Origin of the sequence: Streptococcus cuniculi (assembly GCF_001921845.1) — a bacterium.
GTDB classification, from domain to species: domain Bacteria; phylum Bacillota; class Bacilli; order Lactobacillales; family Streptococcaceae; genus Streptococcus; species Streptococcus cuniculi.
Window position 1 is genome coordinate 117,152 of sequence record NZ_MSJM01000003.1, and the last position, 16,780, is coordinate 133,931.

Below are 16,780 nucleotides of genomic sequence, written 5' to 3' on the forward strand. Positions count from 1 at the left end.
CCTAGCCCCTCTTTTCTGATGAAATTCTTTCTTTGCCTGATGCTTTTTCCTCTTCATCTTTTCTCCAATAGGCAGGGCGATTGCGTTCATAAGCAACAATCAACTCCTCATACTGGAGCGTAATACCAATATCATCCAGACCATTTAAGAGCTTGTATTTCCACTCGCTGTCAATGTCAAAGTGAAATTCGCCCACGGGTGAGCTGATGGTCTGCTTTTCTAAATCAACCGTCACCTCATCATCAGGGGAAAGATTTGCTAATTTCTCACGGACTTCCCTTGGCTGGACAATGGGCAAGATGCCGTTGTTCAATTCATTATTGTAGTGAATATCTCCAAAAGAACCTGCAATCACGACCTTAAAACCATAATCTGACAAGGCCCAAGCTGCGTGTTCCCGTGACGAACCCGCACCAAAATTATCCCCTGTCACTAGAATAGTTGCTCTTCGATACGCGTCCTGATTAAAGATAAAATCAGGATTTTCCGTGTAGGCATGATCCAGATACCGCCAAGCGTACATGAGATACTTGCCAAACCCTTTTTTATCAATGAGCTTGAGAAACTGCTTGGGTAGAATTTGGTCGGTATCAATATTGTCATTCATCAGCGGAACCGTCGTTCCTGTATAAGTGGTAAATTTTTCCATCCTACTCCACCTCCGCCAGTTGTCTCACATCCACAAAGCGCCCAGCAATGGCTGCCGCAGCTGCCATGGCAGGACTGCACAGATGGGTCTTAGCTCCAAAACCTTGTCGGTCTTCAAAATTCCGATTGCTGGTTGAGGCACAATGGACACCGTCTGGCACTTTGTCTGGATTCATGCCCAAGCACATGGAGCAGCCCGGATCTCGCCATTCAAAACCTGCTTCGAGAAAAATCTTATCCAAGCCCAATTTTTCAGCTGCTCGCTTGACCGGTCGGCTCCCCGGCACGACAATGGCTGTCAAATGGGGCGCGATTTTCTTGCCCTTGACAAATTTGGCTGCCAGCTCCAAATCACTCAAGCGCGCATTGGTACAGGAGCCGATGAAGATATAGCCCAGTTCAATTTCTTCAATCTTCTGCCCTGGACGGGTTCCCATGTATTGATAAGCCCGCTCATCATTCATGTCCTTGATAGCTGGAAATGGTTCATCAACCTCAACCCCCATAGAGGGATTGGTACCCCATGTTACCATAGGTGCTAGACGTGAGACATCCATGCGAATGACCTTGTCGTAAACGGCATCGTCATCTGAAACCAAGGTTTGCCAATCCGCAATCGCAGCTTCAATGTCACGAGGAGCATTGGCAGTTTGTCTCACGTACTCATAGGTCGTTTGGTCAGGATTCATCATGCCAATTTTTGAGCCAAATTCAATGGACATATTGCAAATGGTCATGCGTTCTTCCATGCTGAGGCGCTCGATTGCATCACCGCGGTATTCCACTGCATAGCCAACCCCCAAGCCAACACCATGCTGCGCAATCAAGGCGAGAATAAAATCCTTGGCATAGACTCCTTTTGGGGGTTGACCGACAAATTCGACCAAGAGTTTTTTAGGCTTAACTTGCCAGATGGTCTGGGTCGCAAAGACATGCTCGACTTCACTCGTTCCAATTCCAAAAGCCAAGGCACCAAAGGCACCGTGCGTTGCCGTATGGCTATCTCCGCAGACGATGAACTTCCCTGGTTGTGTACGCCCTGTTTCTGGCCCAATCATGTGGACAATGCCTTGGAGTTCAGAGCCATGATTAGCGCAGTCAATACCAAATTCGACCACATTTTCCGCCAATTTGTCCATCTGTGCTTTTGAAATCACATCCCGAATATCATAGATATTGACCGTGGGTACATTATGATCAAAGGTTCCGTAGGTCAAATCAGGTCTCCGCAGGCGTCTACCTGCATCACGCAAGCCTTGAAAGGCCTGAGGGCTCGTCACCTCATGGATATAATGTTGGTCAACGTACATGAGCTGGGGTTGCCCCTCTTTGCCTGTAATGACATGGCGCTCCCAGACCTTATCTAAAATCGATTTTCCAGCCATTCTACCTCCAAATCCAGTAAATGATTGCTCCGTCAATGATTAACCCAAGGAACCAAGCCAATTGAAAATACCATTTCTTCGTCTTATGATGAAAACGGGTTCCACCAGCCCAGGCACCAAGACCACCTCCCAGAATACTCATTGCAAGCAAGGTTTTCTCAGGGATTCGATAGGCTTGTTGCCGCGCTTTTCCCTTGTCCAAGCCATAGGTGACAAAGACGATTAAATTCCAGACCACGAGGGCCATACTTACCATTTGTTTGATTGTCATAAGTGTTTTATAATTGCATCTACCGCTTCAAGGGTAGAGGCATTTCCTCCTAAATCTCTTGTCAAGATGCCCGCCGCAAAACTGGCTGCAACAGCATCTTCTATCTTTTGAGCGACTGCACTTTCTCCAAAACTCTCACGCAACATCATAGCAACGGACAAAATCATGCTGACGGGATTGGCAATCCCCTGCCCCGCAATATCAGGAGCAGAGCCATGAATTGGCTCGTAGAGACTAGCTCCCGTTCCGTGACTGGCAGACGGCATGACCCCCAGCGTCCCAGACAAGACACTAGCCTCATCTGACAAAATATCACCGAAGAGATTTTCCGTCACCAGTACGTCAAATCGAGCAGGATGGGTAATCATCACCATGGCTGCGCTATCGACCAATTGGTGCTCCAAGACTACATCGGGATAGTCTTGGGCAATGCGATCCGCCACTTTTCGCCACAATTTTGAGGTCGCAAGGACATTTTGCTTGTCAATGCTGGTCACTTTTTTCTTCCGTGTTCTGGCTAATTCAAAGGCCTGACGCAGAATCCGCTCAATCTCAAAGGCCTGATACTCATTGACATCACGCGCCACATCTTCTTGTAACTCATGCTGACCGAAGTAAATCCCGCCTGTCAACTCGCGCACCACCACAAAATCCACATCGGCAATTCGCTCCTCTTTCAAAGGCGAGAGATGTTTCAAAGCAGGGAAAATGGTAACAGGACGAATATTGGCATAGAGCCCCAATTCCTTACGAAGGGCCAGCAAGCCTTCTTCTGGCCGAACAGGAGCGCTATCGTACTGAGGACTGCCAATCGCAGCAAGAAGCACCGCATCTGCTCTTTGACAAGCCTCCAAGGTGTCTGGGGGAAGCGGGTGCCCCTTGGCATCAATTCCTGCACCACCAAAGGCTTTTTCTACAACTTCATACTCAAACGAAAGGCTTGATTGAACCGCTTCTAACACCCGCAAACCTGCCTGCATGATTTCAGGACCAATTCCGTCTCCTGCAAGGGCAACGATTGTTTTTTTCATGCTATCCTCCTTGACTATTCCATCATATCACGATAGGACACCGTTTGGCCAATCGTTCCTTCATTTTCTTTTTGAACGAAGATATTGGCATGGATATAGGCAATAGCGCTCGCTTTCAAGACATCAAAATCTAGCCCTGAAGCATTGAAAATCGTCTCTGTTGCCTGATTTTCAACCGTCACCAAGACACGCGCCTGCGAGTCGATTCCGTCGGTCACAGCCTCAATATTGTAAGACAAGAGTTTGGCTTCCTGATGGAAAAAGTCATCAATGGCATTGAAAATCGCTTCAACACTCCCTTTGCCAGTTGCCTGACATTCGACTTTCTCACCGTCAGTATTGACCAAGCGAACCATCGCTATCATCTGCTCGCCGTCCACCGCAAGGGTCAAATCATCAAAGTGGAAGCCTTCTGGATTTTCCACCGTCACACCTGCAATCAAGGCCCGAATATCGGCATCGGTAATCTCTTGTTTCTTATCCGCCAAGGCCTTAAACTTGCTGAAGAGTTCATTGATTTCTGCCTCGTCAAATTCCAGCGCCAATTCTTTTAATTTCTCCACAAAGGCATGGCGACCAGAGAGTTTGCCAAGCGGTAGGCTATTGCTCTTGACACCGACCAATTCTGGTGTAATGATTTCATAAGTAAGGGGATTTTTAAGGACACCGTCTTGGTGAATGCCTGACTCGTGCGAAAAGGCGTTCCCACCGACCACAGCCTTGTTCTTCGGAATGGCAATACCAGAAAAACGTGACACCATTTCAGAAGTGTTAATCGTTTCATTGAGGACAATGTCCGTCTCTACCTGATAGTAGTCCGCACGGATATTAAGGGCCACAGCTACTTCTTCTAAAGCCGCATTTCCTGCCCGCTCACCGATTCCATTAATCGTGCCTTCCACACGACCTGCCCCATTTTTAATGGCTGAAAGACTGTTTGCCACCGCCATACCAAGGTCATCGTGACAATGAGGGCTAAAGATAATCTCATGGTCTGACGTGACATGCTCGATTAGATACTTAAAAATCTGCCCATATTCCTCAGGCGTGGTAAAGCCGACCGTATCAGGAATGTTTATGTAGGTCGCTCCCGCATCCACCGCAGTCTGAACAACCTCTAAAAGAAAATCCAGCTCCGTCCGCGTTCCATCTTCAGGTGAAAATTCGACAATGTCAAATTTAGACCGAGCATAGCTGACGTATTCTTTGATATTCTCAAGAATCTCTTCCTTGGTCTTTTTCAGCTTAAACTCACGGTGAATGGGACTGGTGGCGATAAAGACATGAATCTGCGGGTATTTGGCATCTTTTAGAGCTTCATAGCAAGCATCAATGTCTGATTTGACCAAGCGCGCAAGACCTGTTACAGCTGTGGTTTTCATGGCTTTTGCAATCTCATTGACCGCTGTAAAGGAATCTGGACTGGCTGCTGGAAAACCTGCCTCAATGGCTGAAATGCCCCATTTTTCTAACTGCTTGGCAATGGCAATCTTTTCCTTAATCGAAAAATTCACTCCCGGGGTCTGCTCGCCGTCGCGAAGACTGGTATCAAGAAATTCAACTGTACGCATAATCTACTCCTCTTTCTCCATAAATAAAAACATCTCACTTGACCAAGCGAGATGTTTGCCCGCTTGGTAAGCCAAACAGGACTAATGCTGGTATGCACTAGCCCCCTCGTCGCAACAATAAGTTCATAGACGAAACGAGTTTCATTTGACTTTCTCCTTTTAGATGAATGAACCTATCATACCATTTTTTAGCTGTTATTGCAACAATTTTCTGTATTGTTTTAATTATCTGATAATTCATTCTTAAAAAGAAACGGATTATATCCGCCTCCTATCTCTACTAACCACGGCTACGCAAAATGCTCTCAACCTTGGTATTGATCAAGTCGATAGCAACGACATTGGACACACCTTCTGGAATGACAATATCCGCATAGCGCTTGGTTGGCTCGATAAATTGATGGTACATGGGTTTGACTACGCCGAGATACTGCTCAATCACGCTATCTAAGCTACGACCCCGCTCTTCCATATCCCGCTTAATCCGACGGATAATCCGCACATCATCATCTGTATCCACAAAAATCTTAATGTCCATCAAATCGCGCAGACGCTTGTCTTCTAGGACAAGAATGCCCTCTACGATAAAGACATCTTGCGGTTCTTGATGATAGGTCTTGTCTGAACGGGTATGCTGGGTGTAATCATAAATCGGAATATCCACTCCACGTCCTGCCAACAATTCGCTGAGATGATAAATCATCAAATCTGTATCAAAGGCTAGGGGGTGGTCATAGTTGGTCAAAATCCGCTCTTCAAAGGTCAAATGCGATTGATTTTTGTAGTAGGAATCGTGTTCGATCATCGAAATGCGGGCATTGGGGAAATTATTTAAAATGGCGCGTGAAACACTGGTTTTTCCACCTCCTGATCCACCAGTTACGCCAATAATAATCGGTTTTTGTGCCATGGGTCACTCCTCATTTGTATTCAACCTATTGTACCATAAAATGAGCTTCCCGTGTCAAACAATTTCTACTTCCGACATTCTCTCTTCATTCATGGTATAATAGTCTTATCAAATCAATAAAGGAAGCATCATGTTAACATTAGGCATTATTGGAACAGGAGCAATTGCGCATCATTTTATCGCAGCAGCTCATGAAACAAAAAAATACCAACTGGTAGCCGTCTACTCACGGACCATGGAAAGCGCAAGAACATTCGCAGAACGCTATGACACAGATATTCAGCTCTACGCAGATATGGAGGCATTTCTAGCAAGCAGCTTTGATGTTCTCTACATCGCCAGTCCTAACTCCCTCCACTACGGGCAGGCAAAAGCTGCGCTTCTAGCCGGAAAACACGTCATCATCGAAAAACCAGCAGTCACACGACCAGAGGAATGGACTGACCTGGTGAATACAGCAAAAGAACAATCCGTCTTCGTCTTTGAAGCAGCCCGCAATTACCACGAACAGGCTTTTACTATCATTGCTGATTTTTTAGCGGACAAGGAGGTTTGGGGTGCGCATTTTAGCTATGCTAAATATTCGTCCAAAATGCCTGACCTTCTTACTGGAAAAACACCAAATGTCTTTTCTAGTCAGTTTGCCGGTGGTGCTCTCATGGATTTAGGAATTTATCCTATCTATGCCAGCATTCGCCTTTTTGGTGAGCCAATGGATGCCCACTATTTCGCTCATCAACTGCCAAATAGCGTGGATTTGAACGGCTCTGGTCAGTTGATTTATCCTGACTTCCAAGTAACCATTCAAACAGGAAAAGATATCAACAGCTCGCTTCCTGCTGAAATCTATACTAATCAGGGAACACTTGTCTTGGACACAATCGAGCATATCAGTTCTGCTATTTTCCACCCGCTAAAAGGAGAAGCTATTCCTCTTTCTATCCAGCAAGCGCCTCATACCATGTTAGAAGAAGTGGAACGATTTGCGGACATGATTGCAAGCCCGCAACCTGAACACTATGAAAACTGGCTAGCAGCTGCTCAGGCAGTCCACAACACACTTTACCACATGCGGCAGACTGCCCATATCCATTTTGAAGGAGATGTGAATGAAAACGACACTTCCCGCTAGTTGGCAAGACCAGCTAGACCAGGCTGGCTTTACCAGTTTTACCCCTATTCAAGAACAGATGTTTGAGCCGATTCATGCAGGAGAAACAGTCCTTGGAATCAGCCCGACAGGGACTGGTAAGACCTTGGCTTATCTGCTCCCGACCCTCTTGACCATTCAGCCAAAAAAGGCCCAGCAGTTGCTGATTCTAGCACCGAATACTGAACTGGCAGGACAAATCTTTGAGGTGTGTAAAACCTGGGCCGAATCGATTGGACTTCAGGCGCAGTTATTCCTATCTGGCTCTAGCCAAAAACGCCAAATCGAACGCTTGAAAAAAGGGCCTGAAATCTTGATTGGTACTCCGGGGCGGATTTTTGAGCTGATTAAACTCAAGAAAGTCAAGATGATGAATGTCCACACCATTGTCCTAGATGAATTTGACCAGTTGCTCAGCGATTCTCAATATCCTTTTGTCGATAAAATTTGTCGCTACGCGCCACGTGATCATCAGTTGATTTACATGAGTGCAACCAGTCAAGTTGATCCAGACAAACTAGCTCCCCATACCCGCACGATTGCCATTGACAATATGGAGTTGACCAACATTCAACACTTTTATCTCGAAGTGGACAAACGGGAAAAGGTTGAGCTGCTTCGCAAACTCGCTCATGTTGAAGATTTCCGTGGCCTCGTATTTTTTAACTCCCTGTCCGACCTCGGAAGTGCCGAGGAAAAATTGCAGTACCGTGGTATTGAAGCCGTTTCTCTTGCCAGCGACGTTAATGTCAAATTCCGCAAGGTTATCTTGGAAAAATTTAAAAACCATGCCCTCACCTTGCTACTTGCAACAGACTTGGTTGCGCGGGGCATTGATATTGAACTGCTTGAATGCGTCGTCAACTATGATGTGCCACGAGACAAAGAAACCTATACCCACCGCGCAGGACGGACTGGTCGCATGGGAAAAGACGGATTTGTCATTACCCTCATCAGCCACCCAGAAGAGCTCAAATCGCTCAAGAAATACGCCACCGTCCGCCAACTGTTCCTCAAAAATCAGATGTTATATGTAGAGTAAACGAAAGAGGCTGGGACAAAAGTCCCTTGCCTCGTTACGTTTCATAGGTTTAACAGGTTGACGCAGTAGTTGTCGGGCTTGTAAAACATTGATAAATCAATATTCTACAAGCCACGTCAACCTTGCGGGGGTGGGACTACAAAATCGATTTCTACGAAATCACGATTTTTGTCCCACTCCCTCTTTTCTTATTGTGCAGGTCTAGCTGACTGCTGATCATAGTAAATCAATTGTGGATTGAGATTCTTTCCAAGCAACTCGCTGACTGTCACCGGTTGATAACCTTGTCCCACGAGATAATCAAGGACCGAGGTCAGAGAATCAACCGTCGGTTGATGAATATCGTGCATCAAGATGATACTACCCGGATAGGTGCAGGCCTTCACCTCACCTAGGATGGCCACAGGATTGCGACTCTGCCAGTCTTTTGAATCGACAGACCAGTAGATAACAGGTAACTGCATGATGGACATAACAGATTGGTTGACAGAACCATACGGCGGACGCATCATGGTAGGAGCTTGTCCTGTCACTTTTTGAATCGCCTCTTGAGTCCGATCCATCTCTTGCTTGACTTGATCGCCTGATAAGGTGACAAGGTTGGCATGATCCCAAGTGTGGCTCGCTACTTCATGACCTTCAGCAACAATCCGTTTGAGAATTTCTTCATTGCCTGCAATATTTTGACCGAGGACAAAGAAGGTCGCCTTGACATTGTACTTCTTCAGAATATCCAGTACCTGCGGTGTCGTCACAGCACTTGGACCATCATCAAAGGTAAGAGCGATTCTCTTTTGATGCTTCTTAGCTTCTTCTTCAGCCTGATAGGCCGCATAGGCCTCCTGATCTCCACTTGCTAGATACTCTCCCTTGACAATTCCAAAAATAGAAGCAATCGGAAGTGCTATCTGCTTGACTTGAAATTCTTTTTCTGGAACATCTAGGCTCAACTGGCTCTCCTTGTAGGAAAAAGGATAGTCTGTTAGATTGCTGGCTTCAAATTGACTGACAATCTTTTCGATTTCCGCTTCTGCCACTTGCTTAGCTGCCAAATCAGCCTTCAACTGTGTACTAAAAGCTGCTTTCAAAGCACCACTATCTGCCACAAACGTTTCAAGTGTAAAAGGTTGCCCATCTTGAGTGACTAACAAGGTAGCTCCTGTTTCTTTTTCGCCAGAAGACAGCGAAAAAGTCTTTACTTGATAGCGTTCTGACTGAATTTGCTTGGCATGAACACCCGAAAAGTTGGTTACACCATCCTTAAGTGATACAAAAAAGAGTTCCTTGGTTTTGCCACTCGGCTTTTCAGTACCAACCTTCTCCCCAATGTAAGATTCTATTTTTTCTTTAAAAACAGCATTTTCTTGCCCATTTTTATCCTTAGGAATCCCTGCTTCAACATGAGTCGAACCAATATTTCCTTTTTGGATGACCTGAGCTTGCTGATCAAATAACTGGCTCTGCTTTTCAGCAATAAAGCTCGTGACCTTTTGATCTTGAAAATAGGCAAATGCCTTGACTCCTAAAATAATAGCAAGTCCTATTAGGACTACATTAACGACAACGAGAACAATCCCCTTCTTCATTTTTCACCTCATACTTTTCTTTTCTCAATCGTGCATTTTTCGACAAAAAAAGGCAAGTCTCATCCATTCTATTCGATTCTTGCCCATACTTTCTAATCCGCGCGAATCACTTCCACCCGGTAACCGTCTGGATCTGTTACAAAGTAATAACGTCCTGGATTGCCTGGTAAACCTGATAAATCAGTCGTTGGATAGCCTAATGCCTTATGTTTGGCATTATCTCCTTCTAAATCATCCGAAGAAAGTGCCAAATGTGAAAAACCATCTCCAACTACATAGGGTCCGTGATCATAGTTATAGGTCAATTCAATCTCAAATTCATCTCCGGGAAGCGCTAGATACACCAAGGTAAACTTGTGCTCTGGATAATCCTTACGGCGTGTTTCTTTAAAACCAAAAGCCTTTTCATAAAATTCCTGAGATGCTTCTAAGTTCTCAACACGCAGACAAGCGTGCAACATTTTCTTACTAGCCATTTCAAACTCCTTTTCTCTTCTATCACCCACATTATATCATAAACGGGCATTTTTTTCTTCTATGAAAAGTGTAAAATTCAAAGAGAATAGATAACCCTACCAGAAATCAAGTCGCCAGTCCCAAGGAAATTGACAATAGCATAAAATAAAGTTATAATAGAGATAGAAAAAGGGAGCTGCGGAAACAGCCCCCTCGGTAACACCGTTTAAGACGGTAGCCGTTGCCGTATTTATTTATATTTCTATAAACCGTCCACGACTGGCTAAAGTGTGGGACGGTTTTTTATTTGTTCTTGCTGTTCATAATGGCTACTATCAGACCACCAAAGGCAATCATCAGAGAGAGCACTTCATAAACGGACAAGCTCTACCGTCTCCTTTCCGTCGGATTTCGTGACTTACATACATAAGCACCACCTCCAGACTAGGCAACGGCAACCGTCTCAACTTTGTTACCTACTTTAGTATATCATAAAACCTATGATTTTCAAGGTGATTTTACTATTTTTCCCTTGCTAATGAGCCATACAAAAAAGCTGGACTAGTGTCCAGCTTTCCTTCGAAATTATTTTCCAAGGTAGTATTCAGCTACTACGTTTAATTTTTCGTCAAATTCAAAGACAAGTGGTGGGAAGTTTGGAATTTCCACATCCATGATTTCATCATCTGACAAGCCTTTGATGTGTTTTACAAGGGCACGGATAGAGTTACCGTGTGCTCCTACAAAGACATTTTGACCTGATTTAAGCGCTGGCGCAATTTTATCTTCCCAGAATGGAAGAGCACGCTCAAGCGTTACTTTCAAGTTTTCAGCATCTGGAACAACTGAATCATCAAGCAAGGCATAACGGCGGTCAGTGTGTGCTGAATACTCATCGTCTTTTGCCATCGCTGGAGGCAAGACATCATAAGAACGACGCCAGATGTGTACTTGCTCATCACCGAATTGCTCAGCTGCTTCTGCTTTATTTTTACCAGTCAAGCCACCGTAGTGACGCTCGTTCAAACGCCAAGATTTTTCAACTGGAACCCACAATTGGTCTGCTGCTTCAAGAGCAAGGTTGGTTGTTTTAATCGCACGTTTTAAGACTGAAGTGTAGGCTTGGTCAAATTCAATACCAGCTTCTTTAATCAATTTACCAGCATCGATTGCTTGTTGTATCCCTTTTTCAGACAAGTCAACATCTGCCCAACCTGTGAAAAGATTGGCTTTGTTCCATTCAGACTCACCGTGGCGAGCAAACACTAATTTTACCATTTGTTTGTTTCTCCTTTTGTTTTTGAGGTCTCCCTCTTCTACCTTTCTATTCTACACAAAAAGCGAAAAAAAAGCTAGCCCCATCTAAATCTGTTTACGCTTTCATTTTCAAGCAATAGAAAATCAGCCTTGAGACTGAGATTTATTGCTATTATTTGGCTTAAAAAATGGTATAATAGTAAGGCTGAATACGACACATTCACGATTATATAGCCGTTTCGCTTTCATTTATTACGTCGTTAACTCGCCTTGCTCCAACAGTCTAGGAGACTGTTGGAGGTTGGAAATGTCCTAGTTATACCTGCGACTCGTTGCCTAGCACTAAATCAAGGCGAAACCACTATTATTCATTTCATTGCTGGTTTATAGCAATGTGAGCTCGGCTCACTTCATTTTAAACCTAATGAAAGACTATAGATGTATAGGAGTTCGCATGAAAAAAGTCGCAATCGTATCTGCCTACCGTTCTGCTATCGGTAGTTTTGGAGGCAGTCTAAAGGATATTCACATTGCAGATTTAGGGGCGCAAGTTTTACAGAAGACCCTAACTGCGGTCAATATCCCCCTTGAACAAATTGATGAAGTGATTATGGGCAATGTCTTGAGTAGCGGACACGGGCAAAATATTGCCCGTCAAATCGCTCTCAAAGCAGGTCTACCAGAGACTGTTTCTGCCTACAATGTCAATAAGGTCTGCGGTTCTGGACTAAAATCAGTCCTACTAGCAGCCCAATCTATCTTGCTTGGAGACAATGATATCGTTGTCGCTGGTGGAATTGAAATCATGAGCCAGGCACCTTATCTATCCAAACAGAGCCGATTCGGTGGCAAACTCGGACACCTACAATTAGAAGACGCCCTCTTAACAGACGGCTTAACAGACGCCTTTAGCCAAGAACATATGGGCATCACTGCTGAAAATATCGCTGAAAAGTACGGCATCAGCCGCGAAGCGCAAGACCGCTTTGCTCTTTCCAGTCAAGAAAAAGCTGCTGCTGCGATTGAAGCAGGACGGTTTACCGATGAGATTGTACCGATCCAGCTTCAGACGCGCAAAGGCACTATCGTCTTTGAAGTCGATGAATACCCGCGTCTTAGCTCGCTTGAAAAATTGGCTACCTTACGCCCTTCTTTCAAAAAAGACGGCACAGTCACAGCCGCTAATGCCTCTGGAATCAATGACGGATGTGCCATGCTGGTCTTAATGTCTGATGACAAGGCCCAAGAACTTGGTGTGACACCTCTTGCCTACATCGAAAGCTATGCAACAAGTGGACTAAATCCTGATTACATGGGCCTTGGTCCTATTTCAGCCAGCCAAAAGGCACTCGCTAAAATAAATAAAACCATCGCTGACATTGACTTATTTGAACTCAACGAAGCCTTTGCTGCACAATCCATTCCTGTCATTCAAGAGTTAGGAATAGATAGTGAAAAGGTAAATGTCAACGGAGGCGCTATTGCCCTTGGCCACCCAATCGGAGCCAGCGGTAGTCGCATTCTCGTTAGCTTAATCCACGAATTACAAAAACGTGGAGACCACTTGGGACTTTGTTCCCTCTGTATCGGAGGAGGACAAGGGATTGCCCTGATTATCTCAACTGTACAAAAAGGATAAAGTATGAATATTGGTATTGATAAAATCGGTTTTGCAGCGCCTAGCTATGTCCTGGACCTAGCTGATCTAGCGCTCGCGCGACAAATCGATCCTAATAAATTTAAAATTGGATTGCTCCAAAGTGAAATGGCTGTCGCTCCTATTACCCAAGACATCGTGACTCTAGGGGCCCAAGCTGCTGCTGCCATCTTATCAGAAGACGACAAGGCTGCCATTGACATGGTCATTGTAGGGACCGAATCAAGCATTGACCAAAGTAAGGCTGCTGCAGTCTTCATTCACCAGCTTTTGGACATTCAACCCTTTGCCCGTTCGATTGAAATAAAGGAAGCCTGCTACGGAGCAACTGCTGGCCTTAGCCTTGCTAAAAGCCACATCGCCCAGTTTCCTAACTCAAAAGTGCTGGTCATTGCAAGCGATATTGCCAAGTACGGAATTGCTTCAGGCGGTGAGCCAACCCAAGGAGCAGGCGCTGTTGCTATGCTGGTCTCTGCAGAGCCACGTATCATGGTACTCAACAATGATAATGTCTGTCAGACCCGCGATATTATGGATTTTTGGCGTCCTAATTACGACAAATATCCACGAGTGGACGGCAAATTCTCAACAGAACAATATACGGATTGCTTGACCACTACCTTTGATTATTATGTCAAACAAACAGGTAAGAGCTTAGCAGATTTTGCTGCCATGTGCTTGCACATTCCTTTTTCAAAGCAAGGTCTTAAAGGCCTGCAAGCTATCTGCCAAAATGATGAGAAAACCTTGAGTCGCTTGACTGAACGCTTCCATGAGGCGATTGTCTACAATCAAGTAGTCGGAAACATCTATACAGGCTCGATTTTCTTGTCCCTGCTTTCGCTCTTGGAAAATAGCCAAACCCTGAAAGCCGGGGATTCTGTCCTCTTTTATAGCTATGGTAGCGGGGCTGTTTGTGAAATCTTCAGCGGAACGCTGGTTGAAGGCTACCACAAACAACTAGTAGAAAATCGACTAGACCAGCTAAAAGAACGCAAACGTCTTAGCGTTGCAGAATACGAAGCCATCTTCTTTGAAGAAATTGCATTAGACGAAGCAGGTAACGCGATTGATTTGCCAGCAGATGATTGTCCATTTGCCCTTCAACAAGTTGATCAGCACAAGCGCATTTACCGTAAAAATTAGAGGAAACGGCATCCTCTTGGCAGGGCCAAGAGGTGCTTTTTTATAAGGAGTTGACATGTCTCTTTTTTCAGGATTTTATAAAAAAACAAGGGAAGAACGAATCGCTATTACAGCTGAAACTCGTCAGCTATCCAAAGATAGCGAGGACATTCTCTTAAAGGATCACAATATCCCCGAATCCATCGCGGGAAAAATGGCTGAAAATCACCTTGGAACCTTTGCCCTTCCCTTCTCTCTTGTTCCCCAACTGGTCGTGAACGGCGTGGAATACAGCATTCCCATGGTGACGGAAGAGCCTTCTGTTGTCGCAGCCTGCTCTTTTGGTGCTAAAATCATTGCCAAGGCAGGCGGATTTACTAGCCAGATTTCAGAGCGTCTCATGATTGGGCAAGTAGCCCTCTACGATGTCCCTGATATGCTTGTGGCTCAAACTGCTATTCTCGCTCAACAGGATGACATCCTTGCTCATGCCAATAGCGCACACCCGTCGATTGTCAAAAGAGGGGGCGGAGCGCGTCAGCTCACGGTCGAGCAAAAAGAAGACTTCCTCATCGTCTACCTCCATGTTGATGTCCAAGAAGCAATGGGGGCTAATATTCTCAACAATATGCTAGAAGCCATTAAGGATGAACTAGCAGCATTGACGCACGGCACCGCACTCATGGCAATCTTGTCCAACTATGCGACCGAATCTCTCGTGACAGCTAGTTGCCGAATCCCGATTCAGCAACTGCATGTAGAGCCTCAAGTCGCCCTCAAAACCGCACAAAACATTGCGAAAGCCAGTCAACTCGCACAAGTTGACCCCTACCGCGCTGCGACCCACAACAAGGGGATTTTCAATGGGATTGATGCCATTGTGCTTGCCACTGGGAATGATTGGCGCGCCATTGAAGCAGGAGCTCATACCTATGCTAGCAAGGAAGGTCACTACCGAGGTCTCTCCACTTGGGAAATCGTTGGTAATGACCTAGTCGGACAACTAACCCTTCCCCTTCCGATTGCAACAGTTGGCGGTTCAATCGGTCTCAATCCCAAGGTTCAAGTTGCATTTGACATACTGGGGCAGCCCAAGGCCAGAACACTTGCAGGTATCATCGCATCTGTCGGCCTCTGCCAGAACTTTGCAGCCCTCCGTGCCCTTGTAACCGCAGGTATCCAACAAGGACACATGAAACTCCATGCCAAGTCTCTTGCCATGCTGGCAGGCGCTCTTGAGCACGAAATCGACCAGGTTGCATTTCTCTTGCGCCAAGCACCGCACACCAATCTAGAAACAGCCCAGTCTATTCTGGAACAAATACGCAAAGAAGCAAAACATCCACAGGAATAATCTCCTGCGGATGTTTTTATAATAGCGTCTCCATCCGTAATTTCTGCTGGGTCATGCCTAGGCGCTGATAAAAGGCAAGCGCAGCTTGATTATCATTCCAGACATCAAGGGTCACATTGTAACAGCCTTTTTCCTTAGCAAAATCAAGAGCGTACTCATACAATTGTTTCCCAATCGATTGTCCTCTGACACCTTGCTTGACACACAAATCATCGATAAATAAGGTCTTTACTTTTTGCAAAACAGCATGGTCCTCTTCTACTAATTCGCAGAATAAGTGACCGACGACCTGCCCCTCTAGTTCATAGACAAAAATCGGCTTGCTGGGATTATGGAGCAATTCTTCCAATTCCAGAGCGGAAAACTTTTGTCCCCTCGCCTTAAACAAGTCAGGTCGCACCTCATGATGAACGCTCAAAATTTCTTGTAATAAATCATTTAAAGCTGGAATATCTGCTACAGTTGCTGGTCGAATCATGTCAAACTCCTTTCCTTTTTTCTATTATAGCACACCTCTGCCAAGATTCCGATTTCATCCGCTGTCACAGTGAGATAGGGAATAGTCATTGCTTTTCAGATAAAATCATGATATACTGGTAAAAAATTAAAGGAGAATCCTAAAATGAATAAAGTGAAAAAGAAAATCTATCGTAATACACCTGCCTTTACCCTCATGGCTTGGGCTTCATTTGCCTTCTTCGTGGCTTTGATTCTAATCGGCTTGTATACCCTAAAAGAACCTCTTATGGTCAAAGGCTACTACCTTATGGGATCTGTTGGCTTGATTTCCTCATCCTTCACCGTTTCAAAAGTTGTCCGTGACAACCAAGAAGATGAGGACAACTACAACCTATTGCTACAAAAAGCAGCTGCAGAAGATGATACTAACAAGTAAAAAAGAGCACTCGTTCACGGCTAACGAGTGCTTTTTAGCTGTAGTTTCTCCTCCTACTCGCCCCTTTAAAGATAAAAAAGCCTACTGCACAAGCTAGAAAGCTTGATACAATAGGCTTTTTATCGCTGAATTATTTAACAGCGTCTTTAAGAGCTTTACCAGCTTTGAATGCTGGAACTTTAGAAGCTGCGATTGTGATTTCTTTACCAGTTTGTGGGTTGCGACCTTTACGTGCTGCACGCTCACGAACTTCAAAGTTACCAAAACCGATCAATTGAACTTTTTCACCAGCTGCAAGGTAGTCAGCTACTGCTGCAAATACAGCGTCAACTGCTGCTGCTGAATCTTTCTTAGTCAATGAAGTCGCTTCTGCAACTTTTGCAATCAAATCTTGTTTATTAGCCATTTTGCTAAATCCTCCAATTAATTTTCTGAGTTATTA

General features: G+C 45.0%; 18 protein-coding genes. 6 read left to right on the top strand and 12 right to left on the bottom strand.

The annotated features are described in order from the left end of the window. Position 1 precedes the first annotated feature (1 nt). The 6 genes from leuD to udk all read right to left on the bottom strand — a co-directional run bounded on the left by leuD (position 2) and on the right by udk (position 5,816). Positions 2–649, bottom strand: a complete 648-nt coding sequence (gene leuD, locus BU202_RS03870) for a 3-isopropylmalate dehydratase small subunit (RefSeq protein WP_075104493.1) — start codon at positions 647–649, stop codon at positions 2–4. Position 650: 1 nt separating this feature from the next. Continuing rightward, positions 651–2,033: a 3-isopropylmalate dehydratase large subunit gene (leuC, locus tag BU202_RS03875; protein WP_075104494.1), complete on the bottom strand. Its 1,383-nt coding sequence runs from the start codon at positions 2,031–2,033 to the stop codon at positions 651–653. A gap of 1 nt (position 2,034) precedes the next feature. After that, positions 2,035–2,304, bottom strand: a complete 270-nt coding sequence (locus tag BU202_RS03880; protein WP_075104495.1) for a DUF1294 domain-containing protein — start codon at positions 2,302–2,304, stop codon at positions 2,035–2,037. Continuing rightward, positions 2,301–3,335, bottom strand: coding sequence for a 3-isopropylmalate dehydrogenase (gene leuB / locus BU202_RS03885; protein ID WP_075104496.1), 1,035 nt, complete (start codon positions 3,333–3,335; stop codon positions 2,301–2,303). The genes BU202_RS03880 and leuB overlap by 4 nt, the downstream gene beginning before the upstream one ends. A gap of 14 nt (positions 3,336–3,349) precedes the next feature. Beyond that, the gene (locus tag BU202_RS03890) at positions 3,350–4,906 is read right to left on the bottom strand and encodes a 2-isopropylmalate synthase (protein WP_075104497.1); all 1,557 of its coding nucleotides are present in this window, start codon (positions 4,904–4,906) and stop codon (positions 3,350–3,352) included. Between the two features lie 280 nt (positions 4,907–5,186). Then, positions 5,187–5,816, bottom strand: coding sequence for a uridine kinase (gene udk / locus BU202_RS03895; RefSeq protein ID WP_075104498.1), 630 nt, complete (start codon positions 5,814–5,816; stop codon positions 5,187–5,189). Between the two features lie 130 nt (positions 5,817–5,946). On the opposite strand from udk, the gene BU202_RS03900 reads away from it, so the two are divergent. Together BU202_RS03900 and BU202_RS03905 are read left to right on the top strand one after the other, a co-directional pair. Beyond that, positions 5,947–6,948: a Gfo/Idh/MocA family protein gene (locus tag BU202_RS03900; RefSeq protein WP_075104499.1), complete on the top strand. Its 1,002-nt coding sequence runs from the start codon at positions 5,947–5,949 to the stop codon at positions 6,946–6,948. Beyond that, positions 6,926–8,008: a DEAD/DEAH box helicase gene (locus tag BU202_RS03905; RefSeq protein ID WP_075104500.1), complete on the top strand. Its 1,083-nt coding sequence runs from the start codon at positions 6,926–6,928 to the stop codon at positions 8,006–8,008. The genes BU202_RS03900 and BU202_RS03905 overlap by 23 nt, the downstream gene beginning before the upstream one ends. A 188-nt stretch (positions 8,009–8,196) precedes the next feature. Here BU202_RS03905 and BU202_RS10655 read toward each other — a convergent pair whose 3' ends face one another. The 4 genes from BU202_RS10655 to BU202_RS03920 all read right to left on the bottom strand — a co-directional run bounded on the left by BU202_RS10655 (position 8,197) and on the right by BU202_RS03920 (position 11,328). Then, positions 8,197–9,594 (bottom strand): polysaccharide deacetylase family protein, encoded by a 1,398-nt coding sequence (locus BU202_RS10655; protein WP_075104501.1) that lies wholly within the window; start codon positions 9,592–9,594, stop codon positions 8,197–8,199. 92 nt (positions 9,595–9,686) lie between these two features. After that, positions 9,687–10,070: a lactoylglutathione lyase gene (gloA, locus tag BU202_RS03915; RefSeq protein WP_067086165.1), complete on the bottom strand. Its 384-nt coding sequence runs from the start codon at positions 10,068–10,070 to the stop codon at positions 9,687–9,689. Positions 10,071–10,353: 283 nt separating this feature from the next. Beyond that, positions 10,354–10,434, bottom strand: a complete 81-nt coding sequence (locus BU202_RS10770) for a putative holin-like toxin (RefSeq protein ID WP_279626015.1) — start codon at positions 10,432–10,434, stop codon at positions 10,354–10,356. A gap of 201 nt (positions 10,435–10,635) precedes the next feature. Next, a complete protein-coding gene (locus BU202_RS03920; protein WP_075104502.1) occupies positions 10,636–11,328 on the bottom strand; it encodes a phosphoglycerate mutase in 693 nt (230 codons plus the stop codon). Between the two features lie 433 nt (positions 11,329–11,761). On the opposite strand from BU202_RS03920, the gene BU202_RS03925 reads away from it, so the two are divergent. The 3 genes from BU202_RS03925 to BU202_RS03935 are packed head-to-tail and all read left to right on the top strand — an operon-like array spanning position 11,762 to position 15,443. Continuing rightward, positions 11,762–12,946 (top strand): acetyl-CoA C-acetyltransferase, encoded by a 1,185-nt coding sequence (locus BU202_RS03925; RefSeq protein WP_075104503.1) that lies wholly within the window; start codon positions 11,762–11,764, stop codon positions 12,944–12,946. 3 nt (positions 12,947–12,949) lie between these two features. Beyond that, complete coding sequence (locus tag BU202_RS03930) at positions 12,950–14,110, top strand: hydroxymethylglutaryl-CoA synthase (RefSeq protein ID WP_075104504.1); 1,161 nt, start codon at positions 12,950–12,952, stop codon at positions 14,108–14,110. Positions 14,111–14,165: 55 nt separating this feature from the next. Then, positions 14,166–15,443 carry a hydroxymethylglutaryl-CoA reductase, degradative gene (locus BU202_RS03935; protein WP_075104505.1) on the top strand — a complete coding sequence of 426 codons (1,278 nt, stop codon included), beginning with the start codon at positions 14,166–14,168 and terminating at the stop codon, positions 15,441–15,443. A 16-nt stretch (positions 15,444–15,459) separates the two neighbouring features. Here BU202_RS03935 and BU202_RS03940 read toward each other — a convergent pair whose 3' ends face one another. Next, positions 15,460–15,921: a GNAT family N-acetyltransferase gene (locus tag BU202_RS03940; protein ID WP_075104506.1), complete on the bottom strand. Its 462-nt coding sequence runs from the start codon at positions 15,919–15,921 to the stop codon at positions 15,460–15,462. A gap of 144 nt (positions 15,922–16,065) precedes the next feature. Here BU202_RS03940 and BU202_RS03945 point away from each other — a divergent pair, with 144 nt between their 5' ends. Then, entirely contained in the window at positions 16,066–16,338 is a 273-nt protein-coding gene (locus tag BU202_RS03945; protein ID WP_075104507.1) for a YiaA/YiaB family inner membrane protein, read from the top strand. Between the two features lie 130 nt (positions 16,339–16,468). Here the strand turns inward: BU202_RS03945 and BU202_RS03950 are convergent, their stop codons facing one another. After that, positions 16,469–16,744, bottom strand: a complete 276-nt coding sequence (locus BU202_RS03950) for an HU family DNA-binding protein (protein ID WP_067086181.1) — start codon at positions 16,742–16,744, stop codon at positions 16,469–16,471. Positions 16,745–16,780 lie beyond the last annotated feature (36 nt).

Excerpts from the sequence above, each read along its gene's own strand:
- leuD (WP_075104493.1), bottom strand. The coding sequence starts at position 649 with ATGGAAAAATTTACCACTTATACAGGAACGACGGTTCCGCTGATGAAT.
- leuC (WP_075104494.1), bottom strand. The coding sequence starts at position 2,033 with ATGGCTGGAAAATCGATTTTAGATAAGGTCTGGGAGCGCCATGTCATT.
- BU202_RS03880 (WP_075104495.1), bottom strand. The coding sequence starts at position 2,304 with ATGACAATCAAACAAATGGTAAGTATGGCCCTCGTGGTCTGGAATTTA.
- leuB (WP_075104496.1), bottom strand. The coding sequence starts at position 3,335 with ATGAAAAAAACAATCGTTGCCCTTGCAGGAGACGGAATTGGTCCTGAA.
- BU202_RS03890 (WP_075104497.1), bottom strand. The coding sequence starts at position 4,906 with ATGCGTACAGTTGAATTTCTTGATACCAGTCTTCGCGACGGCGAGCAG.
- udk (WP_075104498.1), bottom strand. The coding sequence starts at position 5,816 with ATGGCACAAAAACCGATTATTATTGGCGTAACTGGTGGATCAGGAGGT.
- BU202_RS03900 (WP_075104499.1), top strand. The coding sequence starts at position 5,947 with ATGTTAACATTAGGCATTATTGGAACAGGAGCAATTGCGCATCATTTT.
- BU202_RS03905 (WP_075104500.1), top strand. The coding sequence starts at position 6,926 with ATGAAAACGACACTTCCCGCTAGTTGGCAAGACCAGCTAGACCAGGCT.
- BU202_RS10655 (WP_075104501.1), bottom strand. The coding sequence starts at position 9,594 with ATGAAGAAGGGGATTGTTCTCGTTGTCGTTAATGTAGTCCTAATAGGA.
- gloA (WP_067086165.1), bottom strand. The coding sequence starts at position 10,070 with ATGGCTAGTAAGAAAATGTTGCACGCTTGTCTGCGTGTTGAGAACTTA.
- BU202_RS03920 (WP_075104502.1), bottom strand. The coding sequence starts at position 11,328 with ATGGTAAAATTAGTGTTTGCTCGCCACGGTGAGTCTGAATGGAACAAA.
- BU202_RS03925 (WP_075104503.1), top strand. The coding sequence starts at position 11,762 with ATGAAAAAAGTCGCAATCGTATCTGCCTACCGTTCTGCTATCGGTAGT.
- BU202_RS03930 (WP_075104504.1), top strand. The coding sequence starts at position 12,950 with ATGAATATTGGTATTGATAAAATCGGTTTTGCAGCGCCTAGCTATGTC.
- BU202_RS03935 (WP_075104505.1), top strand. The coding sequence starts at position 14,166 with ATGTCTCTTTTTTCAGGATTTTATAAAAAAACAAGGGAAGAACGAATC.
- BU202_RS03940 (WP_075104506.1), bottom strand. The coding sequence starts at position 15,921 with ATGATTCGACCAGCAACTGTAGCAGATATTCCAGCTTTAAATGATTTA.
- BU202_RS03945 (WP_075104507.1), top strand. The coding sequence starts at position 16,066 with ATGAATAAAGTGAAAAAGAAAATCTATCGTAATACACCTGCCTTTACC.
- BU202_RS03950 (WP_067086181.1), bottom strand. The coding sequence starts at position 16,744 with ATGGCTAATAAACAAGATTTGATTGCAAAAGTTGCAGAAGCGACTTCA.